Annotated in this window: 26 protein-coding genes; 15 read left to right on the forward strand and 11 right to left on the reverse strand. The window is 59.2% G+C overall.

The genetic code is table 11. The annotated features are described in order from the left end of the window. The first annotated feature begins 357 nt into the window (after positions 1-357). The 4 genes from flgB to flgE are packed head-to-tail and all read left to right on the forward strand — an operon-like array spanning position 358 to position 3,298. A complete protein-coding gene (gene flgB / locus D882_RS0114730) occupies positions 358-765 on the forward strand; it encodes a flagellar basal body rod protein FlgB (RefSeq protein ID WP_027923954.1) in 408 nt (135 codons plus the stop codon). Between the two features lie 3 nt (positions 766-768). Then, positions 769-1,212: a flagellar basal body rod protein FlgC gene (gene flgC / locus D882_RS0114735; RefSeq protein WP_007980123.1), complete on the forward strand. Its 444-nt coding sequence runs from the start codon at positions 769-771 to the stop codon at positions 1,210-1,212. Between the two features lie 15 nt (positions 1,213-1,227). Further along, entirely contained in the window at positions 1,228-1,950 is a 723-nt protein-coding gene (flgD, locus tag D882_RS0114740) for a flagellar hook assembly protein FlgD (protein ID WP_027923955.1), read from the forward strand. 31 nt (positions 1,951-1,981) lie between these two features. After that, complete coding sequence (gene flgE, locus D882_RS0114745; protein WP_027923956.1) at positions 1,982-3,298, forward strand: flagellar hook protein FlgE; 1,317 nt, start codon at positions 1,982-1,984, stop codon at positions 3,296-3,298. 211 nt (positions 3,299-3,509) lie between these two features. On the opposite strand, the gene D882_RS0114750 is transcribed toward flgE, so the two are convergent. After that, entirely contained in the window at positions 3,510-6,404 is a 2,895-nt protein-coding gene (locus tag D882_RS0114750) for a ribonucleoside-diphosphate reductase subunit alpha (RefSeq protein ID WP_027923957.1), read from the reverse strand. A 734-nt stretch (positions 6,405-7,138) separates the two neighbouring features. Here D882_RS0114750 and D882_RS0114755 point away from each other — a divergent pair. Both D882_RS0114755 and D882_RS0114760 read left to right on the forward strand, forming a co-directional pair. After that, entirely contained in the window at positions 7,139-7,861 is a 723-nt protein-coding gene (locus D882_RS0114755; protein ID WP_027923958.1) for a response regulator, read from the forward strand. Further along, positions 7,858-9,468 (forward strand): ATP-binding protein, encoded by a 1,611-nt coding sequence (locus D882_RS0114760; RefSeq protein ID WP_027923959.1) that lies wholly within the window; start codon positions 7,858-7,860, stop codon positions 9,466-9,468. The genes D882_RS0114755 and D882_RS0114760 overlap by 4 nt, the downstream gene beginning before the upstream one ends. Positions 9,469-9,594: 126 nt before the next feature. Here the strand turns inward: D882_RS0114760 and D882_RS0114765 are convergent, their stop codons facing one another. Both D882_RS0114765 and D882_RS0114770 read right to left on the reverse strand, forming a co-directional pair. Beyond that, entirely contained in the window at positions 9,595-10,320 is a 726-nt protein-coding gene (locus tag D882_RS0114765; protein WP_218186578.1) for a 4'-phosphopantetheinyl transferase, read from the reverse strand. Positions 10,321-10,482: 162 nt separating this feature from the next. After that, entirely contained in the window at positions 10,483-11,274 is a 792-nt protein-coding gene (locus D882_RS0114770; RefSeq protein WP_027923961.1) for a dienelactone hydrolase family protein, read from the reverse strand. A gap of 144 nt (positions 11,275-11,418) precedes the next feature. On the opposite strand from D882_RS0114770, the gene D882_RS0114775 reads away from it, so the two are divergent. The 4 genes from D882_RS0114775 to D882_RS0114790 all read left to right on the forward strand — a co-directional run bounded on the left by D882_RS0114775 (position 11,419) and on the right by D882_RS0114790 (position 16,165). Beyond that, the gene (locus D882_RS0114775) at positions 11,419-11,724 is read left to right on the forward strand and encodes a hypothetical protein (RefSeq protein ID WP_027923962.1); all 306 of its coding nucleotides are present in this window, start codon (positions 11,419-11,421) and stop codon (positions 11,722-11,724) included. 54 nt (positions 11,725-11,778) lie between these two features. Next, positions 11,779-12,456: a response regulator transcription factor gene (locus tag D882_RS0114780; RefSeq protein ID WP_027923963.1), complete on the forward strand. Its 678-nt coding sequence runs from the start codon at positions 11,779-11,781 to the stop codon at positions 12,454-12,456. After that, positions 12,453-13,799 carry an ATP-binding protein gene (locus tag D882_RS0114785; protein ID WP_027923964.1) on the forward strand — a complete coding sequence of 449 codons (1,347 nt, stop codon included), beginning with the start codon at positions 12,453-12,455 and terminating at the stop codon, positions 13,797-13,799. The genes D882_RS0114780 and D882_RS0114785 overlap by 4 nt, the downstream gene beginning before the upstream one ends. A 320-nt stretch (positions 13,800-14,119) precedes the next feature. Continuing rightward, positions 14,120-16,165 carry a hypothetical protein gene (locus D882_RS0114790; RefSeq protein ID WP_027923965.1) on the forward strand — a complete coding sequence of 682 codons (2,046 nt, stop codon included), beginning with the start codon at positions 14,120-14,122 and terminating at the stop codon, positions 16,163-16,165. A gap of 485 nt (positions 16,166-16,650) precedes the next feature. Here D882_RS0114790 and D882_RS0114795 read toward each other — a convergent pair whose 3' ends face one another. Beyond that, positions 16,651-17,649 (reverse strand): AraC family transcriptional regulator, encoded by a 999-nt coding sequence (locus tag D882_RS0114795; protein WP_027923966.1) that lies wholly within the window; start codon positions 17,647-17,649, stop codon positions 16,651-16,653. A 339-nt stretch (positions 17,650-17,988) separates the two neighbouring features. Between D882_RS0114795 and D882_RS0114800 the strand changes: the two genes are divergently transcribed. Both D882_RS0114800 and D882_RS0114805 read left to right on the forward strand, forming a co-directional pair. Next, positions 17,989-19,323, forward strand: coding sequence for a dicarboxylate/amino acid:cation symporter (locus tag D882_RS0114800; RefSeq protein ID WP_027923967.1), 1,335 nt, complete (start codon positions 17,989-17,991; stop codon positions 19,321-19,323). Positions 19,324-19,467: 144 nt separating this feature from the next. Further along, positions 19,468-20,649, forward strand: coding sequence for a CaiB/BaiF CoA-transferase family protein (locus tag D882_RS0114805; RefSeq protein WP_027923968.1), 1,182 nt, complete (start codon positions 19,468-19,470; stop codon positions 20,647-20,649). Between the two features lie 55 nt (positions 20,650-20,704). Here D882_RS0114805 and D882_RS0114810 read toward each other — a convergent pair whose 3' ends face one another. Then, entirely contained in the window at positions 20,705-21,199 is a 495-nt protein-coding gene (locus tag D882_RS0114810) for a SprT family zinc-dependent metalloprotease (RefSeq protein WP_027923969.1), read from the reverse strand. Positions 21,200-21,348: 149 nt separating this feature from the next. Further along, positions 21,349-21,951 carry a Yip1 family protein gene (locus D882_RS0114815; protein WP_008029348.1) on the reverse strand — a complete coding sequence of 201 codons (603 nt, stop codon included), beginning with the start codon at positions 21,949-21,951 and terminating at the stop codon, positions 21,349-21,351. Positions 21,952-22,230: 279 nt separating this feature from the next. Between D882_RS0114815 and ttcA the strand changes: the two genes are divergently transcribed. Continuing rightward, positions 22,231-23,055, forward strand: a complete 825-nt coding sequence (gene ttcA / locus D882_RS0114820) for a tRNA 2-thiocytidine(32) synthetase TtcA (protein WP_027923970.1) — start codon at positions 22,231-22,233, stop codon at positions 23,053-23,055. 130 nt (positions 23,056-23,185) lie between these two features. Continuing rightward, positions 23,186-23,860 carry a DNA-3-methyladenine glycosylase I gene (locus D882_RS0114825; protein ID WP_027923971.1) on the forward strand — a complete coding sequence of 225 codons (675 nt, stop codon included), beginning with the start codon at positions 23,186-23,188 and terminating at the stop codon, positions 23,858-23,860. 99 nt (positions 23,861-23,959) lie between these two features. On the opposite strand, the gene D882_RS0114830 is transcribed toward D882_RS0114825, so the two are convergent. Genes D882_RS0114830 through arsC form a run of 3 tightly spaced genes read right to left on the reverse strand, consistent with a single transcriptional unit; the run spans position 23,960 to position 25,333 of the window. Continuing rightward, positions 23,960-24,385, reverse strand: coding sequence for a DUF2069 domain-containing protein (locus D882_RS0114830; protein WP_027923972.1), 426 nt, complete (start codon positions 24,383-24,385; stop codon positions 23,960-23,962). 1 nt (position 24,386) lies between these two features. After that, positions 24,387-24,983 (reverse strand): NAD(P)H:quinone oxidoreductase, encoded by a 597-nt coding sequence (wrbA, locus tag D882_RS0114835; protein WP_027923973.1) that lies wholly within the window; start codon positions 24,981-24,983, stop codon positions 24,387-24,389. Next, complete coding sequence (gene arsC / locus D882_RS0114840) at positions 24,980-25,333, reverse strand: arsenate reductase (glutaredoxin) (RefSeq protein WP_027923974.1); 354 nt, start codon at positions 25,331-25,333, stop codon at positions 24,980-24,982. The genes wrbA and arsC overlap by 4 nt, the downstream gene beginning before the upstream one ends. Before the next feature lie 114 nt (positions 25,334-25,447). On the opposite strand from arsC, the gene D882_RS0114845 reads away from it, so the two are divergent. Then, positions 25,448-25,915 (forward strand): TlpA disulfide reductase family protein, encoded by a 468-nt coding sequence (locus D882_RS0114845; RefSeq protein WP_027923975.1) that lies wholly within the window; start codon positions 25,448-25,450, stop codon positions 25,913-25,915. Positions 25,916-25,987: 72 nt separating this feature from the next. Here the strand turns inward: D882_RS0114845 and D882_RS0114850 are convergent, their stop codons facing one another. Both D882_RS0114850 and D882_RS0114855 read right to left on the reverse strand, forming a co-directional pair. Further along, positions 25,988-26,392 (reverse strand): META domain-containing protein, encoded by a 405-nt coding sequence (locus D882_RS0114850; RefSeq protein ID WP_027923976.1) that lies wholly within the window; start codon positions 26,390-26,392, stop codon positions 25,988-25,990. Then, entirely contained in the window at positions 26,392-26,826 is a 435-nt protein-coding gene (locus tag D882_RS0114855; RefSeq protein ID WP_027923977.1) for a hypothetical protein, read from the reverse strand. The genes D882_RS0114850 and D882_RS0114855 overlap by 1 nt, the downstream gene beginning before the upstream one ends. Between the last annotated feature and the right edge of the window lie 37 nt (positions 26,827-26,863).

Consider the following 26,863-nt stretch of genomic DNA (forward strand, 5'->3'; position numbering starts at 1 on the left):
GGCACAAAAAACGGGAGTCCTCAGGGGCTCCCGTTTTTTATGCCTGATGGTTTTCCACCAACACCGCTAAACCCTTGAGGGAGCCGGGTTTGCCCGCGATGGCGGTATCACTGACGAATTTGATGGGGCTGACACACCGCCATCGCGGGCAAGCCCGGCTCCCACAGGGTAAGAGTTGTTCTTTCGAAGGCGATAAGCGGCAGAAAAGCGGCAGCCTGCGGAAACCGGTTGCCGCTTTTCTGGCATTGCCGCCCTTGCCACTGCCGGCAAAGCCCCGGTTTCCGGGGTTTTTCGATTTGGCACGCCGCTTGCTATGTCTCTGTTACGAAAAATCAGGTCACCCGAAGGTTTCCCGACATGAGCATCAGCTTCGATAAAGCGCTCGGTATCCACGAACAAGCCCTGGGCTTCCGCGCTCAGCGTGCCGAAGTCCTGGCCAACAACATCGCCAACGCCGACACCCCGAACTACAAGGCTCGGGATCTGGACTTCTCAAAAGTGCTTGCCGCACAGAACGAGAAAACCAAGGGCGGTACCTTTGCCTTGAACATGACCAACAGCCGTCATATCGAAGCTGAAGGCCTGGGCAATGGCGACGAGTCGCTGCTGTATCGCACGCCGATGCAACCGTCGATCGACCAGAACACCGTGGACGCCCAACTGGAACAGTCGAACTACGCGGAAAACGCCGTCGGCTTCCAGGCCAGCTTCACCCTGCTCAACAGCAAATTCAAAGGGCTGGTATCAGCCCTGCGCGGAGAGTAAGTCATGTCTCTATCCAGTGTTTTCAACATTGCCGGTAGCGGCATGAGTGCACAAACCACGCGCTTGAACACCGTGGCCTCGAACATCGCCAACGCCGAAACCGTCTCGTCGAGCATCGACCAGACCTATCGCGCCCGTCACCCGGTGTTCGCCACCATGTTCCAGGGCGGCCAGAGCGGCGGCAGCGATTCGCTGTTCCAGAGCCAGGACGCTGCCGGTCAAGGCGTGCAAGTGCTCGGCGTGGTCGAAGACCAGAGCAACCTCGAAGCGCGTTATGAGCCGAACCATCCCGCTGCCGACGCCAAGGGCTACGTCTACTACCCGAACGTCAACGTCGTCGAAGAAATGGCCGACATGATTTCCGCGAGCCGTTCGTTCCAGACCAACGCCGAAATGATGAACACCGCCAAAACCATGATGCAGAAGGTCCTGACCCTCGGTCAGTGATAAGGGGCGACTCAGATGAGTGTTACCGATACTACCAGCGCCGTAAGCATCAAGGATGTCCTGGCCAATTCTTCGGTCAAGAGCAACACCAGCAGCGACGGCCTGGCCGCCGCTACCAGCAGCGCCACCGGCAATAAAGCGTTGGGCAAAGACGCCTTCTTGCAGTTGTTGGTGACTCAACTGAAAAACCAGAACCCGCTGGAGCCGCAGGACAACGGCGCGTTCGTCGCGCAGTTGGCGCAGTTCAGCAGCCTGGAAGGCATCACCACGCTCAACGATACGGTCAGCGGCATTGCCGGCAACTACAACTCGTCGCAAGCGTTGCAGGCTTCTTCGCTGGTGGGTCGTTCGGTTGTCGCCCAGACCGACACCGCGGTGGTCGATACCTCCAAGAGTTTCAACGGTACGGCGGTCGTACCGGCCTCGACGAACCCGGTCACGATCAAGATCACCGATACCGATGGCAAAGTGGTTCGCACCATCGATCTTGGCAGTCAGCAGGCCGGCAACGCCGGTTTCATCTGGGACGGCAAGAACGATGCGGGTGAAGTGGCCAAGGCCGGCACTTACAAGTTTGCAGCTACCGCGACTTACGACAGCAAGGCGACCTCGCTGGTGACTTACCTGCCGGCAACCGTCAACAGCGTGACCATCAGCCAGACCGGCGGTGAGTTGATGCTGAACCTGGCAGGCCTGGGCAGTGTTGCCCTGTCCAAAGTACAGACCATTGGTATATAGAGCCGACTAACACGGCACAAAGGAGTGGAATATGTCTTTCAATATCGGCCTTAGCGGTCTCTATGCAGCCAACAAACAACTGGACGTCACCGGTAACAACATCGCCAACGTCGCGACCACCGGTTTCAAATCGTCCCGTGCAGAATTCGAAGACGTGTACTCGGCCACGCGCCTGGGTACCGGCAGCAAGACCGTCGGCAACGGCGTGCGTCTGGCCAACGTTTCCCAGCAGTTCGGCCAGGGTGACGTGAACAACACCGGCAACGTGTTGGACATGGGTATCCAGGGCAACGGTTTCTTCGTCATGAGCGACAACGGCTCGCTGAGCTACACCCGGGCCGGTGCGTTCAAGACTGACGCCCAGAACTACGTGGTCGACAACAACGGCCGTCGCTTGCAGGGTTTTGGCGTAGACGCCAACGGCAAGATCATCAACGGTGTGCTGACCGACCTGAAAATCGACACCTCGAGCCTGGCGCCGCATGCGACCACCCGTGTCGATCAGACGATGAACCTGAACTCCTCGGACCCACTGCCAACAGTGACCCCGTTCAACGTCAAAGACACCAACAGCTACAACAAAACTATTTCCACCCCTGTGTACGACACGCAGGGTAACCAACACACGATGGACCAGTACTACGTTAAAAATGCGGCGTCCAACTCCTGGACTGTCTACACCTACATGGACGGCCGTAGCCCAACCAACCCACTGGCTGAGCCGCCGGTGCCGATCCAGGCGGATATCACCTTCAATCCTGATGGCAGCATCAAGACTCTGGTGGGCGGTGCTGGCTGGACGCAAACGGGTACCACCCTGACCATGACTGGCTGGAAGCCGGGCGTGATGGTTAACGCCAACACCAACCCGCCAACCTGGGCCTTGAACGGTTCGGACGCAGCCGCGGCCGGTATCGCGTTCGACATGACCAAAACCACTTCGTACGCTTCGCCAACCGCACGTACTGCGCAGTATCAGGACGGTTACGCGACAGGCCAGATTTCCAGCCTGACCATCGATGAAAGCGGCGTCATGACCGCCAACTTCACCAACCAGCAAACCAAGGCCATCGGCCAGGTCGCCATTGCCAGCTTCGCCAACGAACAAGGCTTGCAGCCAATCGGTGGTTCTGGCTGGAAAGAAACCTTCGCCTCGGGCGTGCCTGGCATCGATGCACCGAAAACCGGTACCTTGGGTTCGGTAGTGTCCAACTCGCTGGAAGAGTCCAACGTCAACCTGACCAACGAACTGGTTGATTTGATCAAGGCGCAGAGCAACTACCAGGCGAACGCCAAGACCATCTCCACCCAGAGCACCATCATGCAGACCATCATTCAGATGACCTGATGCCTGATAGCGCCGCATAAAGAACCCCTCGAAAGAGGGGTTTTTTTATGGTCGGGATTTGTCCTTGGTGCAGACATCCTGGTAATCAGGGCTGGCTTGATCGCGAGCAGCCCGTTCACCACTTTCCTTTGGGTAAAAGAAAACCCCCGACCTATCCAGAGGATTGATCGGGGGTTTCAGGTCAGCGCCTTTCAGCGCCTACTGGCTCGGCTTATTGGCAAGCTTCGCAATCCGGCTCGTCGATGGCGCAGGCCTTTGGCACTGGAGCAGGGCCGGCAGGTGCTGCCAGGACCGAATCTTCACCGTGGTTGCCGCCACTGGAAACAGCGTTCAGCTTGCCGGTGTTGATGGTCGACTTCTCGGTGCTGGTCGCGGCCAGGGCACGGAGGTAGTAAGTGGTTTTCAGGCCACGGTACCAGGCCATGCGGTAGGTTACGTCCAGTTTCTTGCCCGAAGCGCCAGCGATGTACAGGTTCAGCGATTGAGCCTGGTCGATCCACTTCTGGCGACGGCTTGCCGCGTCAACGATCCACTTGGTGTCCACTTCGAAAGCAGTCGCGTAGAGCTCTTTGAGTTCTTGCGGGATGCGCTCGATCTGCTGCACCGAACCGTCGTAGTACTTCAGGTCGTTGATCATGACCGAGTCCCACAGACCGCGAGCCTTGAGGTCGCGAACCAGGTACGGGTTGATCACGGTGAATTCGCCCGACAGGTTCGATTTCACGTAGAGGTTCTGGTAGGTCGGTTCGATCGACTGCGAGACGCCAGTGATGTTGGCGATGGTCGCGGTCGGTGCGATGGCCATGATGTTGGAGTTACGAATGCCTTTCTGTACACGGGCGCGAACCGGTGCCCAGTCCAGGGATTCGTTCAGGTCAACGTCGATGTACTTCTGGCCGCGTTGCTCGATCAGGATCTGTTGCGAATCCAGCGGCAGGATGCCTTTGGACCACAGCGAACCCTGGAACGTCTCGTAGGCGCCACGCTCGTCGGCGAGGTCGCAAGAAGCCTGGATCGCGTAGTAGCTGACCGCTTCCATCGACTTGTCGGCGAACTCGACGGCAGCGTCGGAACCGTAAGGAATGTGCTGCAGGTACAGCGCATCCTGGAAGCCCATGATGCCCAGGCCGACCGGACGGTGCTTGAAGTTGGAGTTCTTCGCTTGCGGCACCGAGTAGTAGTTGATGTCGATCACGTTATCGAGCATGCGAACAGCGGTGTTCACGGTGCGTTCCAGCTTGGCGGTGTCCAGCTTGCCGTTGACGATGTGGTTCGGCAGGTTGATCGAGCCCAGGTTGCAAACGGCGATCTCGTCCTTGTTGGTGTTCAAGGTGATCTCGGTGCACAGGTTCGAGCTGTGGACCACGCCCACGTGCTGCTGCGGGCTGCGCAGGTTGCACGGGTCTTTGAAGGTCAGCCATGGGTGGCCGGTTTCAAACAGCATGGACAGCATTTTGCGCCACAGGTCTTTGGCCTGGATGGTCTTGAACAGTTTGACCTTGCCTGGGTATTCGGTCAGGGCTTCGTAGTACTCGTAGCGCTCTTCGAAGGCTTTACCGGTCAGGTCGTGCAGGTCCGGTACTTCGGATGGCGAGAACAGAGTCCACTTGCCGTCATCGAAGACGCGCTTCATGAACAGGTCAGGGATCCAGTTGGCGGTGTTCATGTCGTGGGTACGACGACGGTCATCGCCGGTGTTCTTGCGCAGCTCGATGAACTCTTCGATGTCCATGTGCCAGGTTTCCAGGTAGGCACACACAGCGCCTTTGCGCTTGCCACCCTGGTTAACGGCAACGGCGGTGTCGTTCACTACTTTGAGGAACGGAACAACGCCTTGGGATTTGCCGTTGGTGCCCTTGATGTACGAACCCAGCGCACGAACCGGCGTCCAGTCGTTGCCCAGGCCGCCGGCGAATTTCGACAACATGGCGTTGTCGTGGATCGCGTGGTAGATGCCCGACAGGTCATCCGGCACGGTGGTCAGGTAGCAGCTCGACAGCTGTGGACGCAGGGTACCGGCGTTGAACAGGGTTGGCGTCGAGGACATGTAGTCGAAGGACGACAACAGGTTGTAGAACTCGATGGCACGGTCTTCTTTCTGCTTCTCTTCGATCGCCAGGCCCATGGCCACACGCATGAAGAAGATTTGCGGCAGTTCGAAGCGGATACCGTCCTTGTGGATGAAGTAACGGTCGTACAGGGTTTGCAGGCCCAGGTACGTGAACTGCTGATCGCGCTCGTGGTTGATCGCCTTGCCGAGTTTTTCCAGGTCGAAAGTCGCCAGGACCGGATTCAGCAATTCGAATTCGATACCCTTGGCGATGTACGCAGGCAGCGCCTTGGCGTACAGGTCGACCATCTCGTGGTGGGTCGCGCTTTCGGCAACGTTGAGGAAGCTCAGGCCTTCGGCACGCAGGGTGTCCATCAGCAGGCGAGCGGTCACGAACGAGTAGTTCGGCTCACGTTCAACCAGGGTACGGGCAGTCATCACCAGGGCGGTGTTGACGTCGGTCAGGGCCACGCCGTCGTACAGGTTTTTCAGGGTTTCGCGCTGGATCAGGTCGCCGTCGACTTCTTCCAGGCCTTCGCACGCTTCGGTGACGATGGTGTTCAGACGACCCATGTCCAGAGGTGCAAAGCTGCCATCGGCGCGGGTGATGCGGATCGACGGGTGAGCGTTGACGGCTTCTTCGGCCGGGGCGTGGGCGGCGCGTTGTTTCGAACGGCCGTCACGGTAGATCACGTAGTCGCGGGCTACTTTCTGCTCGCCGGCACGCATCAGGGCCAGTTCAACCTGGTCCTGGATTTCTTCGATGTGGATGGTGCCGCCCGAGGGCATGCGACGCTTGAAGGTTGCGGTGACTTGTTCGGTCAGGCGGGCCACGGTGTCATGGATTCGCGACGAGGCGGCCGCGGTGCCGCCCTCAACTGCGAGAAACGCTTTGGTGATGGCGACGGTGATCTTGTCATCGGTGTAAGGAACGACAGTGCCGTTACGCTTGATCACACGCAGCTGGCCAGGCGCGGTGGCGGACAGATCCGAAGTCGAATCAGCGGCCTGCGGCAAGGTGCCCTGCGGGTTCTCGCGAGTTGTGTCGGTTTGCATGGGGGGGTGTCTCCACATTCTCTATGTTTGTTTGGGCACCATAAAGGTGCCCACCGTTCTGTCCAAAAGCACTACAACCGACGGAGGTCGGGCATAACAACTTCGGGACAGTAGGAAAAAGGCTAATGATGCCGCTTCCTTGCCGAAGTTTTTGGCCGCGAGCCTGGACTCGAAGCCGGATTCCTTTCAGGGGTGCCAGTGATGACTGCAACACCCGTACCGTTTCGGCTGTTCTGGCCTGAAAAAACGGTGCCATCCGCCTGTGCGGTTTGGGCTTGTAATTTCGTGCTTGGTTCAACCATAAACAGGCAATAAAGCGCTTGAGTTTCTGGTCTGAAATGTGGTTGGGCTTTTAAGCTAAAACCCTACATGTAGGGTTTTTTTGGCGCCGAGGTACAAGATAATGCGTTTTGGAGGGTGTTGCAACGTACTACCTGTGGATAAACCTGTGCGTAAATTGTGTGTGAAAGGTGGAACGGGCGTGTAGGCCGCGACCTAGCTGGAGCGAGCCGTTTTTCATCGATTTTCAACGATTGAAAACAGCCGTTTGGATTTTTAAGGGCGCGAACCCTATCACAAAAAACCGGGTTGTCCGAACGCATTTGCCGGCTTGTGTTCTCGGCGGGCGGCGTTTATACAATCGCCCCATGGTTATGCATTCTTATCCTCCCCAATCATTACAAAAAGACGGGCGGATCCTTCCTTATAAGTGTTGTTGGCAAGCAGAGGTCACCGTGGAGCAAGAAGCCTGGCAGGTATTGATTGTGGAGGACGACCAGCGTCTGGCCGAACTGACCCGCGACTACCTGGAGGCCAATGGCCTGCGCGTTTCAATCGAAGGCAACGGTGCGCTGGCGGCGGCACGCATCATCAAAGAGAAACCGGACCTGGTAATTCTCGACCTGATGCTGCCGGGCGAAGACGGCTTGAGCATTTGCCGCAAGGTCCGTGACAAATATGACGGCCCGATCCTCATGCTCACCGCCCGCACCGACGATACCGACCAGATCCTCGGCCTCGACCTCGGTGCCGACGACTACGTGTGCAAACCCGTGCGCCCGCGCCTGTTGCTGGCACGCATTCAGGCCCTGTTGCGTCGTAGCGAAGCCCCCGAGGCCACCCCGGAAAAACAGCGGCGTCTGCAGTTTGGTCCGCTGGTGGTGGACAACGCGTTGCGTGAAGCCTGGCTGCATGACAACGGCATCGAGCTGACCAGCGCCGAGTTCGACCTGCTCTGGCTGCTCGTCGCCAACGCCGGGCGCATCCTGTCCCGGGAAGAGATTTTTACCGCGTTGCGCGGCATCGGTTATGACGGCCAGGACCGTTCCATCGATGTGCGTATCTCGCGCATCCGCCCGAAAATAGGCGATGACCCCGAGCATCCGCGACTGATCAAGACCATCCGCAGCAAAGGTTATTTGTTCGTTCCCGAAGCTTGCGTAGACCCGTCGCTGTGAATTCGATCTTCCTGCGCATTTATGGCGGCATGTGCGCGGCGCTGGTGTTGGTCGCGGTGCTCGGCGTGCTGGCGCTGCATCTGCTCAATGAGGTGCGCAGCGAGCAATACCGGGAGCGCTTGGCCCACGGTACGTTTTCGTTGATGGCCGACAACCTCAAGCCGATGAACAACACTGAGCGCCACCGCGCGTTGTTGGTCTGGGAGCGCTTGCTCGGGATTCCACTGGCGTTGACCACGTTCGCCCAGACCGACCTCGACCTCACCCAGCGCACCCGCGTACTGCGCGGTCAGGCGCTGGTGGAGCAGACCGGCCCGCACGCGGCCAAGGTCTATCGGCTGGTCAGCGACAAGGAACAGCTTGTGCTGACGGGGGAGGTGCAGCAGATCAGTGAACAACTGGCCCGTGCCACGATTTATCTGCTGGTCGATGAACTGGTGCGCTACCCGGTGGCGGAGCAGCCCGAACGGTTGGCGCTGCTGAAAGAAGACAAGGGCTTCGGTTTCGACTTGCGCCTGGTCAAGGTCGAGCAGGCGGACATGGACGAAGACCAGAGCCGCCGGGTGTCCGAGGGCGACACGGTGATGGCGCTGGGCAAGGGCGGCGACTCGATCCGGGTGTTTGCCGGCATGGTCGGGACGCCGTGGGTGCTGGAGATCGGCCCGTTGTACCAGATGAATCCCTATCCGCCCGAATGGCTGGTGTTGATCGCGGCCCTGGGTTTGAGCCTGATTGGTTTGATCGTCTACCTCCTGGTGCGGCAACTGGAGCGCCGTTTGCGCGGTCTGGAAGCCGCCGCCACGCGCATCGCCAAGGGCAGCCTGGAAACCCGTGTGCCGGCGCGCGGCGCCGACTCGGTGGGGCGACTGGCCGCCGCGTTCAACGGCATGGCCGAGCACTTGCAGCAATTGCTGGCGATCCAGCGTGAACTGGTGCGCGCGGTGTCCCACGAATTGCGCACACCGGTGGCGCGCCTGCGTTTCGGCCTGGAGATGATCGGCTCGGCCACCACGCCGCAGCAGCTGGAAAAATACCGCGAAGGCATGGACCACGACATCGAGGACCTCGACAAACTGGTCGATGAGATGCTGACCTACGCGCGGCTGGAGCAGGGCTCGCCGGCGCTGAATTTCCAGCGGATCGACCTGGACGCGCTGGTCAATCAAGTGATCGAAGAACTGGCGCCGTTACGCGCCGACGTTACGGTGCAGCGCGGGTTATGCCTGTCGGCGGCAGATTGCGATGACGCCTGGGTCGAGGCTGAACCGCGTTACTTGCATCGGGCCATCCAGAACCTGGTCAGCAATGCCATGCGCCACGCCTCGTCGCGGGTGACCGTGAGTTATCAGGTGGGGCAGCAACGCTGCCGGGTGGACGTCGAGGATGACGGACCGGGTGTGCCGGAGTTGGCCTGGGAACGGATTTTCACGCCGTTCCTGCGCCTGGACGACAGCCGTACCCGGGCGTCGGGCGGTCATGGGTTGGGGTTGTCCATTGTGCGACGGATCATCCATTGGCATGACGGGCGTGCGTTGATCAGCAAGAGCAAAAGTCTGGGTGGGGCTTGTTTCAGTTTGAGTTGGCCGCGCAATCAGGAGAAGCGTTGAGAGGTGTGGTGAGCGTCAGGCCGCCATCGCGAGCAAGCTCGCTCCCACACTGGATCTGCGTAGTGACATAAATCCCTGTGGGAGCGAGCTTGCGCGCGATGAGGCCAGTACAAGCGCTAAAAATCTTCAAGCCTTGATACTGACCAGACTCAACAACTGCCCATCCATCAACCCAAACTGCGCCTCCAGCTCCGTGCCATTGCGCCACTCGCCAGACAAATCCGTCAGCAACCGCAACCGCACTTCACCGGCCTCGGTCCATTCCAGCACCTCGGCATGTTCAAAATAAAAGCGCTGCTGAACAATCGGGTACAGCGCCTTGAACAGACTTTCCTTCACCGAAAACGTCAGCGTCACCAGCAGCGCCAGATCATCGCGACGACCGGCCGTCATGCGTTGCAACTCCGGCGGCGTGAGGATTTCCCCGGCCAGGCGCTCGGCCCGTTCCGGGTTGAGCAGGTTTTCCAGGTCCATCCCCAACCCGCGCCAATCGGTTTTCCTCGCGACAATGGCCGCTGCCCGGCCGGTGCTGTGGGTGATTGAACCGGCGATGTGCGCGGGCCACACTGGCGCCCGGTCTTCGCCGATGGCCGGGATAAAACTCAGGCCATCCAATTGTTGCAGCGCGGCCCTGGCGCACACCCGTCCGGCGAGAAACTCGGCCTGGCGCTTGGCGACCGAGCGCTGAATGCTTGCCGGCGGCTCGATGGCGCTACGCCGGAAATCATCGCTGGCCAGTTGCGAACTGTCGAAGTGGGTACTCAGCAACGCCGTATCGGGCAGCACCAACGGCAGCGGCCAATGGGCGTCGAGTGGGGTGCAGCAGACGGGAAGGGCGGGGGCGGGATTCATGGCGGGCATTTTGCCGGGTTGCTCGCGGGCTGGGTAGTGCAAAGGTCTGGATGGGCGGCGCGGCCATCGCGAGCGAGCTCGCTCCCGCACCGGATCTGCGTAGCGACATAGATCCCTGTGGGAGCGAGCTCGCTCGCGATAGCCGCGCCGCGGTCCACCTGACTAACCAAATATCTTTTTGAAAAACGCCCGCATATCCGCCCACGAACGCTCATCCGCCGCTTTGTTGTACCCGATATCCGGTCCACCATGATCGCCATGGCTCAACCGGTCCGCGTCCGGATTGCTGAACCCGTGCTTGGCGCCCTCCAGGCTGACGAATGTATAGTCGGCGCCTGCCTTGTCCATTTCAGCCTTGAACGCCGCCACGGCATCCGGCGTGACCATACTGTCCAGCGCTCCATGTTCCACCAGGATTTTCGCCTTCACACGGCCAGGGGTTGCTGGCGTATTGGTTGCCAGCGCGCCGTGGAAGCTCACCACTCCCAGCAGCGGGGCACCCTGGCGCGCCGCGTTCAGCACCACACCACCGCCGAAGCAGTAACCCATCGCCGCGACTTTATTCGGGTCGGTTTGCGGTTGTTGCTTCAACAGGTCAAGCCCGGCCTGAAAACGCACGGCGGCCGCCGAGCTGTCTTTCAGCACTGCCTGCATGAACGCCATCGCATCCTTCGGATGCTCGGTGTTCTTGCCGCCGCCATACATGTCGATGGCCAGCGCGCTGTAGCCCAGGCCGGCGAGGTCACGGGCGCGGCGCTTGGCGTAATCATTCAGGCCCCAGAACTCATGCACCACCACCACGCCGGGGCGCGGCCCCTTGATGGCGTCGTCGTAGGCGTAATAGCCGATCATTTTTGTGCCGTCGGCACTTTGATAGGGGATTTCCTGAGTCTTGATGGCGGCTTGAGTCAGCCCGCTCAACACCAGCCAACAGAGGGCGAGGAATACGCGCATGGTCGGATCTCCTGCAAGTGAGTCATCAAAACAGCCGGGTCAATCTGGTTCAGCTCAGGTTCAGTCTGCGTTCAGGGGCAGTTCAGGGGCGCGCCAGTAAGGTAGCTCCGTACCCAAAGCACCTGCGCATGAGGACATTCCCTAATGACTGGCTTTAAAAACCTGATTCTGGCTTTCACCGTTCTGAGCGCCAGCACCGCCGCGCTTGCCTCCGATGACATCATAGCCAGCCTTGCTCTTGGGAAGACCAACGAGAAGGTCAAAAGATCCCTCACACTGAACAGCTTCAGCACGGTCAGTACCGTGGGCCATGACAGTCCCTGGAATGCGCATTTGGGCCACCCCACAACCCCGGCCGACTACCGCGCCGGTTACGCCACCGTGTCGGTCTCGCACAATGGCATTAAACTCAATCAGCAAGACCTGATGAGCCGCTATGATCTGTCCTGACCGTTGGATGCGCCGTTGTGCCATTGGAGATGTTGTTTTGCCCGGGAGAGCGTTATGAAACTGCTGGTCGTCGAAGATGAAGCGCTGTTGCGCCATCACCTGCAAACCCGCCTGACGGAGAGCGGCCACGTGGTCGAATCCGTGGCCAATGCCGAAGAGGCGCTGTACCAGACCGGACAGTTCAATTTTGACCTGGCGGTGATCGACCTCGGCCTGCCGGGCATGGGCGGGCTCGACTTGATCCGTCAATTGCGCACGCAGGGCAAGACCTTTCCGATCCTGATCCTCACCGCGCGCGGCAACTGGCAGGACAAGGTCGAGGGCCTCGCCGCCGGCGCCGACGATTATGTGGTCAAGCCGTTCCAGTTCGAAGAACTCGACGCGCGGCTGAATGCCTTGCTGCGTCGCTCCAGCGGTTTCACCCAGTCGACCATCGTCGCCGGGCCGTTGTTGCTGGACCTCAATCGCAAGCAAGCGTCCCTCGATGAACAACCGCTGGCGCTGACGGCGTATGAGTACCGGATCCTCGAATACCTCATGCGTCATCACCAGCAAGTGGTGGCCAAGGACCGCTTGATGGAGCAGCTCTACCCCGATGACGACGAGCGCGATCCGAACGTCATTGAAGTCCTGGTCGGCCGTCTGCGCCGCAAACTCGAAGGCCCGGCCGGGTTCAAACCGATCGATACCGTGCGCGGCCTCGGTTACCTGTTCAATGAGCGCTGCACTTGATTCGTTCCCTTCGCGTTCGCTTGATGCTCGCCGCCACGCTGTTGGCGGTGTTGTTCATGTTGGCGTTGCTGCCGGCGATGCAGGGCGCGTTCAGCCTGGCGTTGCAGGACTCGATCGAGCAACGCCTGGCCTCGGACGTCACCACGCTGATCTCCGCCGCTCGGGTGGAAAACAACTCCCTGCAAATGCCGGCGCAATTGCCCGATGAGCGCTTCAACCTGACCGACAGCCGTTTGCTCGGCTACATCTTCGACCGCGAAGGTCACCTGGTCTGGCGGTCGAAGGCCACCGGGCAAGAGCTGATCAACTACAAGCCGCGTTACGACGGACGCGGCAACGAGTTCGCGCGGATTCGTGAGGCCAATGGGCAGGAATTCTTCGTTTATGACGTCGAGGTCAAGTTGCTCGGCGGCAAAAGCGCGGCGTTCAGCATCGTCACGCTGCAACCGGTGCGCGAGTACGAAAACACCCTCGAAGGCCTGCGCGAAAACCTCTACCTCGGTTTCGGCGCAGCCTTGCTGGTGTTGCTGTCGTTGCTGTGGATCGGCCTGACCTGGGGGTTGCAGGCGTTGCGCCGGCTTAGCCAGGAACTCGACGAAATCGAAAGCGGCACCCTCGAAAGCCTCAGCGAACAACACCCGCGCGAACTGCTGCGCCTGACCGGCTCCCTCAACCGCTTGCTGCACAGCGAGCGTGAGCAGCGCAGTCGTTACCGCGATTCCCTCGACGACCTCGCCCACAGCCTTAAAACCCCGCTGACCGTGTTGCAAGGCGTCAGCGAAGACATGGCCCAGCGCCCGGAAAACCGCGAGCAGGCCTGGGTGTTGCAAACCCAGATCGAGCGCATGAGCCAACAAATCAGCTATCAACTGCAACGCGCGAGCCTGCGCAAAAGCGGTCTGGTGCGCCACCAGGTGCGCCTGCAACCGGTGTTGCAAAGCCTGTGCGACACGCTGGACAAGGTCTACCGCGACAAACGCGTGCGTGTGGCGTTTGATCTGCCGCAACCGTGTTACATACCGATCGAGCAGGGCGCCTTGCTGGAAATGATGGGCAACCTGCTGGAAAACGCTTATCGGCTGTGCCTGGGTGAAGTGCGCATCCGCGTGCGTGAAACCCTGAGCGGGGTGGAGTTGTGTGTCGAGGATGATGGGCCGGGTGTGCCGGCAGATCAGCGCGCGCGGATTCTTCAACGGGGCGAGCGGCTGGATCGCCAGCATCCGGGGCAGGGGATTGGACTTGCGGTGGTGAAGGACATTATCGAGAGCTACAGCGCGAAGCTGACGCTGGGGGATTCGCCGATGGGCGGGGCGGCGTTCCGGATTCATTTTCCGGTGGTTTGACCGCAGGGTGGGTGGTGTTCTTGTGGGCATCTTAGTCGGATAGCTCCCCGCAGCCGACTCGCTCCCGCAAGGGACCTTCGGTGAACCCACTTTTTGTGGGCACTTGAGACCAAGTGTGGGCGTGAGCCCGCTCGCGATGGGGCCAGCCTTGGCGATGAAACAACTGATGTTTTGAACACATCGCCAGACACTCACCAGCGACCGTTTGATTTTTAGATCGCAGCCACCCGTCGCTACTGTCAGATTTGACAGTAGCCGTCCCATGATAAGTTCGTGCCATATAACACCAGCCCTGCTGAAAATCGGACCTGGAGTTTGCAATGAGCAACGAACGCACGATTCAAGTATTTGACTTGTCGCTACCTTTCGCCCCCAAGATGATCGAGCTGTATCCGCCTGATGAAAATGCACACGGCGGTGCCTCCATTGCTCATGTCAGAGCCGGTTTTATGGTCTTTTCACTGGCTTACATCGGGCAGGCGGAAAAAGACGTGCTGACACTTGTTCTGAATGGAGATGATGTGGACCAGACGATCGTCGCCGAGGGAGAGGAGGAAAAGGATATTTCGCTGACCGTTCCTCCTGATTATTTTCAGAAAGGCAACAATGAACTGAACATTCGAGTCCGGCGTACTTCAGGCAATACGGAGTTGACCCAGCCACTCAAACTGCTCTACCGCAGCTCCCCTCCGGGTGACACCCCGCCTGTATTGGCCATTAACGTCAGTCATCAGAGTATCGGTGTCGACGAGGCAGATAGCGTAACGGTTACCGTAACCTACAAAAATATCCAGTGGTATGACCGTATTTTTGTCGATTGCAACGGTGTTCTTGTGCGCTACCAACTGCTGCCAGACAGCGAACCACCTGACTCTGCTCCACCGCAAAACATCGTCATCCCGATCCCCCGGCAGACACTGATAGAGGGGGGAGACGATTCAGATTTTGAATTCAAGTTCAGGGTTGTCGACTTCCTGAACAACCCTAACGGGCCGCCTACCTGGTCGGATATTGTGACTGCCGATGTTCATCTCAATCGGCTAACACTGGCGATGGCAATCCTGCGAGAAATCCCGACCGAGAACAATGACGATCCCAACACTGTGGACCTCGCCAAGTTGAACGGTAATCCGTTATCGGCGTTGATCCACCTTATTGAAACGATCTGGAAAGTGGGCGATTCGATCAAACTGGTTTTTACCGCCGAGTTGAATGGCAACGTCGTTGCGACTCACGAAGAAACTTCGCCAGTCACACACATACCGAGTCAGTTTGTGGGGAGTATTCCAAACAGCAAGATCATCGCCAATAGCACCGTGAAGGTGGTGTATCAGTTGGTCCGGGGCGGTGCGGTCGTCGCTACCTCGACGCCTGCCACGGCGCAGGTGATTGGTGAGCCGGTAGTGGATGAAAGGCCAACCATCACCTCGATAAGAGACTCCGGGGGGAGGGAAATTCTTCCGGGTGAAACGATCACTGATATGAACGTGACCCTGGAAGGCAATGCAAGCAAAGGCCGGTCGGTCCAGATCCTCAATATGAACGCCGCTATAGGGGCGCCCGTTCCAACCAGTCAAACTGACGGCAGCTGGACCGCTCCTGCCACCCTGGCGGTAGGTCTTCAAAGCTTCACGGCCAAAGCGTTATACGGAAGTGAGTCGGAATCTACTCCGTCGCGGGATTTTATTGTTGCTCGCCCCTTGGATATCGACCCCTCGATAATGCTGCTGAACGGTTTGGCGCTCTATGTGAGTGGGTGGAGTGAAACGGGTGACCCCATCAACAATAACAACGCAACGCGCCGGCCGACGACGGGGCAACTGCCGATAACTTATAAGTCGGGCAATCCGGATATTGCGTTTGTCTCCCAGGAAGGAAACGTTACAGGGCGAATGAATGGGAGTACCTATATTGAAGTTGAAGACGCTAACGGCAGCACCGGCAGGTACCCGGTAACAGTCTCTAATGTCTATCAAGTGGTATTCAGCGCCACAATGCTGACGCCCCGGCAGGCAGAGGCTTGGGCTCGAGAGCAAGGTCAGACAGGGGATGCAATTTGGCTAAACACGTTTATTTCCCCTATGAGTATCCGGTACGACAAATATAAGGTGGATAACCTTCCTGACTATCCACCGATGATTCAAGCGGGAAGTGACGGGTATGTTAGAAGAGGATGGATGTCGACAATTCGGGTCGATAATTTGAACCGGAGCTGGATTACTTGTATTACAGAATGGTTCCGCCCGGACGGGTCAACACAGCGATCTATTCCCATCATAAGTACACTGCCCGTCAACGCACCTGCAAACGGGGTGCCGTATGTTACCAGCGCCAAAGCATTTGCGATTATTCCGTTGAACTATTGATAGAGAAAGACTCGAGGGAAAAAGGGACGAATTTATGTGTTCTTCCCTGCCTTCCTGCGGGTATCTGATCAAGCCATAAACAGAGGTGTTTAAAAGGCATCTCCAGATACTCACTCAGGCTACACATCCTTGCGGCGCTGCCTACGACTACGCCAGAATCCGCCGGCTCGTGCGCCTGGGGCGTGGGTTCTATCGTTTGGGGTTCAACCAACCACGCAGCTTCACTGCGTTCAAGAGGTGGTGGGGACACCGCGCAACACGGTACTGGGGATTGCAGGTTGTGAGGCTGGGGAGCCGGCGGTGAACCGGATGCTGGACAGGCTTGATCCGCCGTAGGCGTTCAGTCTGGTAGACCGCGTTATCGTTCATCGCGAGCAGGCTCACTCCTACATTTGATCTCGGTTGCACACAAATAGTGTGTTCACTGAAGATCCCTGTAGGAGTGAGCCTGCTCGCGAAGGGGCCCGTAGATTCAATACAAAAAATCAATTCTCCTGCGCGCGATAAGCCCCTGGCGTCAACCCGGTCCACTTCTTGAACGCCCGATGAAACGCCGAAGGCTCGGAAAACCCCAACTGTTCAGCAATCTGCTGCAACGACAAATCCGCGCGCCCCAAATGATAAATCGCAATATCGCGCCTCAGTTGATCCTTCAATTCCTGAAAACTCGTGCCTTCCTCGCGCAAATGCCGACGCAAGGTCTGCGGGCTGATGTGCATGTGCGCGGCCACCGCTTCCAGGTCAGGCCAGCGAGCGCTGTCGCGGCTCAGCAAACGGCGCAATTGGCTGCTCAGGCTGTCGCCGTCATCCGGGCGCGACAGCAGGTCGGCGGGGGAGTGTTCGAGGAAATGCTTGAGGGTGCGTTCGTCCTGCAACAGCGGCATGTTCAGGTAACGACTGTGAAACAGCAGGCTGCTCTGCGCGGAGGAAAACACCATCGGGCAGGGGAACAGTAAATCGTATTCGGCGCCGTGTTCGGGCCTTGGGTAACTGAACGTCACTTGTTCCAAACGCATGCGCTGGCCGATCAGCCAGCTGCCGAGGCGGTGCCACACCATCAACTGGCTTTCGGTGAGGAAATGATCCGGGTCCTGGAACTTCGAATCGTCGAGGCTCAGGCGGATCATTTCGCCTTCGTGGGCCAGGGTCAGGCGCGGACCGTCGGGGAATAAGCTATAAAACAATAAGCCGCGATGCAGTGCCTTTTCCAGATTGCGACAGTGGATCACGGCGTGGCACATCATGGCGAAGCTCCCGGTTTTACTCGGGACCGGCCCGAATCCGAGGTATTCGTCGTCCAGTGCCAGCCACAGACCCTGGATCAAACGGGTGAACTGCTCCGGTGCGATACGCGCCCGCGGTTCGTCCAGCAGCTCGGGACTGATGCCCAGTTGCTGCAACAGGTCTGAATAGTCATAACCCAGCCGGCGCGCGCCACCGAGGACGGCACGGGCGAAATGACTGGCGATGGTGCGTTCGCGCATAGGAGGCAGGTCCGTCCATTGAACGACGGATGGTAGCCGCGCTGACCGCCGACGAACAAGGCGGATATCCGCCAAATTGCCGGACGAGGTTGGATAGATGGGCGGAAATCCGCCACATCTGTGTCACCGCTCGGTGACGAAGAAAAACCTGCAGCCCTTGATGTCAAAAGGCTTGCCGGGATTTCGGCGAAGGTGGCACGGGCCTTGCGATACAACGAGCAGATGCCTGCCGTCGCGCAGCTCGAAAAACAAATCCCTCCAGAAGCAGGAGGGTTCGCAATTCAGGTGTCAGGGACAACAGGTGGATGTTGTCACCGGGCACTCTTGAGGAACTTTGCAATGACGACTCGTCAGCCACTGTATAAATCCCTGTATTTCCAGGTGATCGTTGCCATCATCATCGGTATTTTGATCGGTCACTTCTATCCGCAGGCCGGTGTGGCCCTCAAGCCGCTGGGTGACGGGTTCATCAAACTGATCAAAATGATCATCGCCCCGATCATCTTCTGCACCGTGGTCAGCGGTATCGCCGGCATGCAGGACATGAAATCGGTCGGCAAGACCGGCGGTTACGCGCTGCTGTATTTTGAAATCGTGTCGACCATCGCTTTGCTGGTCGGTCTGGTGGTGGTCAACATCGTCCAGCCGGGCAACGGCATGCACATCGACGTGACCACGCTGGATGCCTCCAAAGTGGCGCAGTACGTGGCCGCCGGCGCTGATCAAAGCGTGGTTGGCTTCCTGCTGAACGTGATCCCGAACACCATCTTCGGCGCGTTCGCCACCGGCGATATCCTGCAGGTGCTGATGTTCTCGGTGATCTTCGGTTTCGCCCTGCATCGCCTGGGCTCCTACGGCCGACCGCTGCTCGATTTCATCGATCGCTTCGCCCACGTGATGTTCAACATCATCAACATGATCATGAAGCTCGCGCCACTGGGTGCCTTCGGCGCCATGGCGTTCACCATCGGCGCCTACGGTGTCGGCTCGCTGGTGCAGCTGGGTCAGTTGATGGCGTGCTTCTACATCACGTGCCTCGTGTTCGTACTGGTTGTGCTGGGCGGTATCGCTCGCGCTCATGGCTTCAGCATTCTCAAAGTCATTCGCTACATCCGTGAAGAACTGCTGATCGTGTTGGGTACTTCTTCTTCGGAATCGGTACTGCCACGCATGCTGATCAAGATGGAGCGTCTGGGCGCGCAGAAATCCGTCGTGGGTCTGGTGATCCCGACGGGTTACTCGTTCAACCTCGACGGCACCGCGATCTACCTGACCATGGCGGCCGTGTTCATCGCTCAGGCGACCGACACCCACATGGACATCACTCACCAGATCACTCTGTTGGTGGTGTTGCTGCTGTCCTCCAAAGGCGCTGCTGGCGTGACCGGTAGTGGTTTCATCGTGTTGGCCGCTACCTTGTCCGCCGTCGGCCACTTGCCGGTTGCCGGCCTGGCGCTGATTCTCGGTATCGACCGCTTCATGTCCGAAGCCCGCGCCCTGACCAACCTGGTGGGTAACGCCGTTGCCACCCTGGTCGTGGCCAAGTGGGTCAAGGAGCTGGACGTTGACGTGATGCACGCAGAACTGGCTTCTGGCGGTCGCGGCATCTCCGACGAGCGCGTAGAAGACGACCTGGGCGTGGCCGAAGGCCCAACCCCAAGCAACGTCAAGTAACACGCGTTGCAATGAAAAACCCGCTTCGGCGGGTTTTTTCTTGCCCGTGATTTGAGCGTAACGGTCACCTTTGCTGACACTTCGGGTGATTGCTGCAATCCGATCGGCTGCCTAGGCTGGAGGTATCGTTCACGGAGATCGCTCATGCTCGGGCCATTGGCATCACTCAAGGTTCTGGATTTTTCGACACTGTTGCCGGGGCCGTTTGCCTCGTTGTTGCTGGCGGACATGGGCGCCGAGGTGTTGCGCATCGAATCACCGACGCGCATGGATCTGCTGCGGGTGTTGCCGCCGCATGATCAGGGCGTGTCCGCGAGTCACGCCTACCTCAATCGCAACAAGCGCAGCCTGGCGCTGGACCTCAAGCACCCCGAAGCACTGGAGGTGATCAAGCAGTTGCTGACCGACTATGACATCGTGCTGGAGCAGTTCCGTCCCGGTGTGATGGAACGCCTGGGCCTGGGTTATGAAGCCTTGAAGGCGATCAATCCCAAGTTGATCTACGTATCGATTACCGGTTATGGCCAGACCGGCCCCTACAAAGACCGCGCCGGCCACGACATCAACTACCTGGCGCTGGCGGGACTGGCCAGCTACACCGGCCGCGCCGACAGCGGGCCGCTGCCGTTGGGCATGCAAGTGGCGGATGTCGCCGGGGGCTCGCTGCACGGGGTCATCGGCCTGCTCGCGGCGGTCATCGCCCGGCAGCAGACCGGGCAGGGCCAGCACCTTGACGTGAGCATGACCGATTGTGCGTTCAGCCTGAACGCCATGGCCGGCGCCGGGTACCTGGCCTGTGGCGTGGAGCCGCGCCGGGAAAACCAGATGCTCAATGGCGGCAGCTTCTATGACTATTACCGTTCACGGGATGGACGCTGGTTTTCAGTGGGCAGCCTGGAGCCCGCGTTTATGAAGCAACTGTGTACGGCGCTGGGGCTGGAGGAGTTGTCATCCCTGGGGTTGTCGCCAAAGCCTGCGGACCAGAAAAAGCTCAAGGACGCGTTGAAGACTGAATTCGAGAAACATGATTTCGGCGAGTTGTGCGGCTTGTTTGCTGAGCTGGATGCGTGTGTCGAGCCGGTGTTGAATCTGGGCGAGGCGATTGCGCATCCGCAGCTGAAGGCGCGGGATTTGGTGACCGAGGTTCCGCGAGGGGATGGCTCTACGCAGGCGCAGATGGCGTGTCCGTTGAAGTTTTCGGACGGTTTGCCTGAGCCACGGTATATCGGCGCGGCGCTGGGGCAGCATACGGATCAGGTGTTGGGGGAGTTGGGGTTTAGTGCGCAGCGGATCGAAGAATTGCGGCGTGCCAAGGTGGTTATCTAGCGGCTGACAGGGCCCCATTGATCGTTCCACGCGGAGCGTGGGAACGATCGTGCGGTTACTCGACCCGCATCTCCCCACTGAACACCAACGTGCTCCGGCACCGCCGGCACAAATACCGCCGGCCCTGTCGCACCAGACCATGGCGCTGCGCTGAAAACGGGAAATCGCTGTCTGCACACGGGCATTTGTAGATATAGCGCGTCACGCTGCGGCGTTTGACGTCGTAGGTGTGGCAGCGATTGGGCGGCAGTTCGTACACGCCGCGCATGATCAGCTGCCACTCTTCACCGTGCGGCTGGATGCGGTCGCCAAACAGTTGATGAGCGATCAGGTGCGCGACCTCGTGGGCCACGGTTTGCTTGAGGAAGTCTTCGGTGTTTTCCCGGTACAGCTGCGGATTGAAGCGCAGCAGGTTCTCGTGCAAATGCGCGACACCGGCTTTTTGACCGCGCAGCTTGAGGCTCACCACGGGGCGTTTGAACGTTCGTTTGAAAAAGGATTCGGCCAGTTGGTAACAGTCTTCGACGCGGGTATTGAGTTGCTCGGGCATGCTTGATGGATCTCCAGAGACGTCGAGTATGCCGCAACCCTGGAGTCTTGCGAATCGCCGAGGCGCCGAATGGTCGTCGCCCCCGACATTAGAAGGCCGCCTTGCGGCGGCCTGTATTGGCAGATCTTGTTTTTGGGTGGAAAGAACCATTAGTTCGTATAGACCGGCCCCACGCCGAGTCCCCAGACAATGACTGTGAACGCCATGATGGCAACCAACACCACCAGGCCTACCGCAAGCACCGAACTTGAAAACAGGAACCCCTCGTCTGATGGAATGTTCATGAAAGTGGGTAGCCCCACGTACAGCAGGTACACCGTGTAGCAGATGGCCGCCGTCCCGACGATCATCCCCAGCCACATGTGTGGGTACAGCGCCGCCAGACCGCCGATGAACAGCGGGGTTGCGGTGTAGGTCGCAAACGCAACGCAACGGGCCAGGCTCGGGTTGGCGTCATAGGTGCGAGCCATCCAGTGGATGAACGCCCCCATGACTGCAACACCGCCGAGCATCGCCACGTAAGACATGATCGTCATCCATAGCGCGCTTTCCTGCGTCAGCATCACGGGTGCGCGGCTGCCGATTACCCAGCCGACCTGCGTGGTGCCGATAAACGCGGACACGGCGGGGATCGCCGCCAGAATCAGCGTGTGAGTCAGGTACATGTGGCTGATGCTTTCCTCTTGGTCGCCACGGATTTCTTTCCATTCCTGGTCGGGGTGGGTGAAAAGCCCCACTACGTGATGGATCATGCCAGTCACTCCTCTTGTTTTTACCGTCGCCCCCCAGTGGAGCGCCTACAGGCCAAAGTGGCCACGTAAGTAAAGGTCTGGATTTGAATGCGACCTTATGTCGCAGTATAGAAAGGACTTACCCGTACAGGTGATAGGGGCTTAGAGCAAATCGCGCTGTAAAGATCACTGTTAATCGCCGACGGGTCTGTCGACATAAGTCCCTGTGGGGCGCTCGCCACAAGAGCGAAGTTTTTGCGTAAAATGCCGGCCTTTCGTCACACCTCACGGATTCGCGTCATGGGCACTCTCACGGTTAACCAGAACAAACTGCAAAAGCGCCTTCGCCGTCAGGCCGGTGAGGCTGTTGCCGATTTCAACATGATTGAAGACGGCGACAAGGTCATGGTCTGCCTGTCCGGTGGCAAGGACAGCTACACCATGCTCGACGTGCTGATGCACTTGCAGAAGGTCGCCCCGATCAAGTTCGAGATCGTGGCCGTGAACATGGACCAGAAGCAGCCAGGGTTCCCGGAGCACGTGCTGCCGGCCTACCTCAAGGAACTGGGCATCGAGTACCACATCGTCGAGAAAGACACCTACTCGGTGGTCAAGGAGCTGATCCCGGAGGGCAAGACCACCTGCTCGCTGTGCTCGCGGCTGCGTCGCGGCACGCTGTACACCTTTGCCGACGAAATCGGCGCGACCAAAATGGCCCTCGGTCATCACCGTGACGACATCGTCGAGACGTTCTTCCTCAACATGTTCTTCAACGGTTCGCTCAAGGCCATGCCGCCAAAACTGCGCGCCGACGACGGGCGCAACGTGGTGATCCGTCCGCTGGCCTACTGCAACGAAAAAGACATCCAGGCCTATTCGGACTTCAAGCAATTCCCGATCATCCCGTGCAACCTCTGTGGTTCTCAGGAAAACCTGCAACGTCAGGTGGTCAAGGACATGCTGCAAGACTGGGAACGCAAGACCCCGGGCCGTACCGAAAGCATTTTCCGCAGTCTGCAAAATGTGCAGCCGTCTCAACTGGCGGATCGCAACCTGTTTGATTTCACCAGCCTCAAGATCGACGAGACGGCGGCTTCGCGCTTCGTTAACGTGGTCAACCTCTGATTAAAACTGTGGGAGCGAGCCTGCTCGCGAAAGCGGTGTGTCATTCAACGAGTAGGTTGACTGATGCTCCCTCTTCGCGAGCAGGCTCGCTCCCCCATTTGGTTTTTCGTTTAATACCTCAGGAGAGGGCATGCGCGATTACAAGTGGCTGCACGAATACTGTCTGAACCGCTTCGGTTCAGCAGCTGAACTGGAAGCCCATCTGCCCGTTCCGAAAACCCCGGCACAATTGCGCAAAATCAGCGACGACCGCTACCTCTCGACTATGGCCCTGCGGGTCTTCCGCGCCGGCCTCAAGCACAGCCTGGTGGACGCCAAGTGGCCGGCTTTCGAAGAAGTGTTCTTCAAGTTCGACCCGGAGAAAGTCGTGCTGATGAGCGCCGAACACCTCGAACGCTTGATGCAGGATGCGCGAATCATCCGCCACCTGGGCAAGCTCAAAAGCGTGCCGCGCAACGCGCAGTTCATTCTGGACGTCTCGCATGAGAAGGGCAGCTTTGGTGCGCTGATTGCCGATTGGCCGGTGACGGATATCGTCGGGCTGTGGACGTACCTTAAAAAACGCGGCCATCAATTGGGCGGGCTGTCGGCGCCGCGTTTCTTGCGCATGGTCGGCAAGGACACGTTTGTGCCGAGCTACGACGTGGTTGCGGCGTTGAATGCGCAGAAGATCGTCGACAAGGTGCCGACCAGTTTGCGCGATCTGGCCTTGGTGCAGGAGGTGTTCAACCAGTGGCATGAACAGAGTGGCGGGCGGGCGATGAGCCAGATTTCGATGATGCTGGCTTACACCGTCAATCATTAAGACCGAGTTGATCCCATCGTGAGCAGGCTCACTCCTGCAGGGGATTTGTGAACACCACAGATCCAGTGTAGGAGTGGGCCTGCTCGCGACAGCGGTCTGTCAGGCGACGCTAATCTCACCTTCGCCCGCAAGCTTGCGATTGAGCTGAAACCGCCACCGCACATACAACAATGCCGAGCAAAAGACTGCCAGGCTCGCCCCCATCTCCAGCAACCCAAACAGCTGCCGGTTCGGGTCATACGCCGCCAACGCGCCCTTGATGAAATACAGGTTCACCACAAAACACATCCACGAATGCCCGCGGGCACTGCCGATAATCATGCCGGGTGCCAGTAACAACAAAGGCACCAGCTCGATCAGCAGAATCACCCATGGCCGCGCGCCATGCAGGTCGGCGAACACCAGGTAGTAGGCGCACAACAGCCCCACCAGACCGAAAAAGCACAGCAGGCTGATGACGCGCATCGCCCGGACCCGCGGCTGGAGCCATTCAATGGACGGCAGAATCTTCGGCTTCTTGGCCACGTCAGTTCCCCAGCTTTTGCGCAGTCTTCGCCAACCGCAGGCCCAAGGCCCGGCACAGCGCCACTTCATGTTCATTCAAACCGCTTTTGCCGTCGGCCCCGGCGTGATGACTGGCGCCGTATGGCGTGCCGCCGCCACGGGTTTCCAGCAGCGCCGACTCGCTGTAAGGCAAGCCGGTGATCAGCATGCCGTGGTGCAGCAGCGGCAACATCATCGACAGCAGCGTGGTTTCCTGGCCGCCGTGCAGGCTCGCCGTGGAGGTGAACACGCCAGCCGGCTTGCCCACCAGCGCGCCGGTCAGCCACAGGTTGCTGGTGCCATCGAGGAAATACTTGAGTGGCGCGGCCATGTTGCCGAAACGGGTCGGGCTGCCCAGGGCCAGGCCCGCGCAGTTCTTCAGGTCGTCGAGGCTGGCGTACAGCGCGCCTTCGTCCGGAATGTCCGGCGACACCGCTTCACATTCGGTGGAGATCGCCGGCACGGTGCGCAGGCGCGCTTCCATCCCGGACTGCTCGACGCCACGGGCAATTTGCCGGGCCATTTCATTGGTCGAGCCGCTGCGGCTGTAATACAGCACCAGAATGTACGGCGCGCTCACGGCAGCAACTCCAGGATTTGCTCTGGCGGACGGCCGATGACGGCTTTGTCGCCGACTTCGAGAATCGGTCGCTCCATGAGTTTCGGATGCGCCGCGATGGCGCCGACCAATTGCGCTTCGCTCAGGCTGCTGTCCGCCAGGTTGAGGGTTTTGTACTCGTCCTCACCGGTGCGCAGCAGTTGCCGGGCACTGAGGCCGAGTTTCCTCAGCAGGGTCTGGATTTGCGCGGCGTCCAGCGGAGTTTCGAGGTAGCGGACCACGGTCGGGGTCAGGCCACGGGCCTCGAGCAGTTCGAGCGCACCGCGGGATTTCGAGCAGCGCGGGTTGTGATAAAGCGTCAGATCGGTCATGTGCGGGTCGCTTCTTGCGTAAAGTGGCGGCTATTCTAACTGTGCAGCGCGCAATCCAGAACCTTGCGAGGCGATGGGTCGCAGGCGCATTCAATTTTGAGCAAGGATTACGACATGACAAGGCGACTGGCAGCGGCATTGGCGATTATCGGGGCGTTGATGCTGGGGGGCTGCGGCAATGACTATGGTATCGACCAGGACGGTCACAAGGTTGCTGCCAATCGCCTGGATGGCAAATGGCTGGTGCTTAATTACTGGGCTGAATGGTGTGGCCCCTGCCGGACCGAGATTCCACAGTTGAACGCGTTGGCCGATCAGTTGAAGGACAAGAAGATCGGCGTGTTCGGGGTCAATTTCGACAACGTGCAGGGTGAAGAGCTGAAGAGCGCCAGCGAGAAACTGGGGATCAAGTTCACGGTCCTGGCTTCAGACCCGGCCGATTTTTTTGAATTGCCACGCAGCGAGGCGTTGCCGGTGACGTACATCATCGATAACAAGGGCAAGGTTCGCGAACAACTGATGGGCGAGCAGACGGCGGCGGGGGTGATGGCAAAGCTTGAGGCGTTGCAGGCGGTCAAGTGAGATGACTGTTAAGCCGTACACGACTTGTAGCAGCTGGCGCAGCCAGCTGCTACATAGGTTGCTGTGCGTCGATCAACCCTCTTCAAGCCACCAACGCAACGGCTTGCCTTCGGCCGGCCAGAAACGCATCTGCTCGATCGGGGAAATGTCCCAGCGCTGCACGCCTTCCAGCGCCTGCAAGAAGCGTTTTTCCTGCTCCATGACCGCTGGCGCGCACAACTTGCGGGTGCTGCCGATCTGGCCGAAGCTCAGCTTGTCGCCTTCCAGAGTGTAGGGCGCGAACCAATGGTTGCAGCCGCCGTTGCCGTAGGCCCGGCCGTCGTCACCGAGGGTGATGGTCAGGTGGCTGTAGTCCATCAACGGACGTTCGCCGATCCATTCCAGAATGTAGCTACGGTTTTGTTGCAGTTGCACCGGCTCGGCGGCGCAGCCCAGCAGGCTGGCACCGACCAGGGAGGTCAGGGCGAGGCGTTTCATCACGCAGACTCCTGGCATGTCGGGCACAGGTGTTTTTCACCCACGGTGGTCCAGCCCAATTCGGCAATCCGCGCGTTAGCAGCCGGTTTTTCAGCCTTGTTGCCCAGTTTGGCGTCGACCGCGAATTCAAAGCTCAAGGCTTTGGCGCAGCTGTCGCAATTGACTTCCCAGGTGTGGATCCCCAACTCGCCGAACACCGGGCCACTGCTCACCGCGACCCATTGGCCCGGCGGGTTGATCAAGTGGCGAACCGTTTCAACGGTCAGGCGCATGGACAAGTCCTTGCTGCCTTTGAGGGTCACTACCAGCACGTCGCCAATCCGGATCGAGCCGCCGTTGCCGGTGACTTGATAACGCCCCGGCACGAGGGCCCGGCATTCGGTAAGGGTGTGTTGCGGGCTCATCAGGGTGTAGCGGAAATCGTGTTCGACCATGGGTCCTCCAAATATGCGCGGTATGCTATCACGGGCC

Source organism: Pseudomonas sp. URMO17WK12:I12 (genome assembly GCF_000514395.1).
GTDB classification, from domain to species: domain Bacteria; phylum Pseudomonadota; class Gammaproteobacteria; order Pseudomonadales; family Pseudomonadaceae; genus Aquipseudomonas; species Aquipseudomonas mucoides.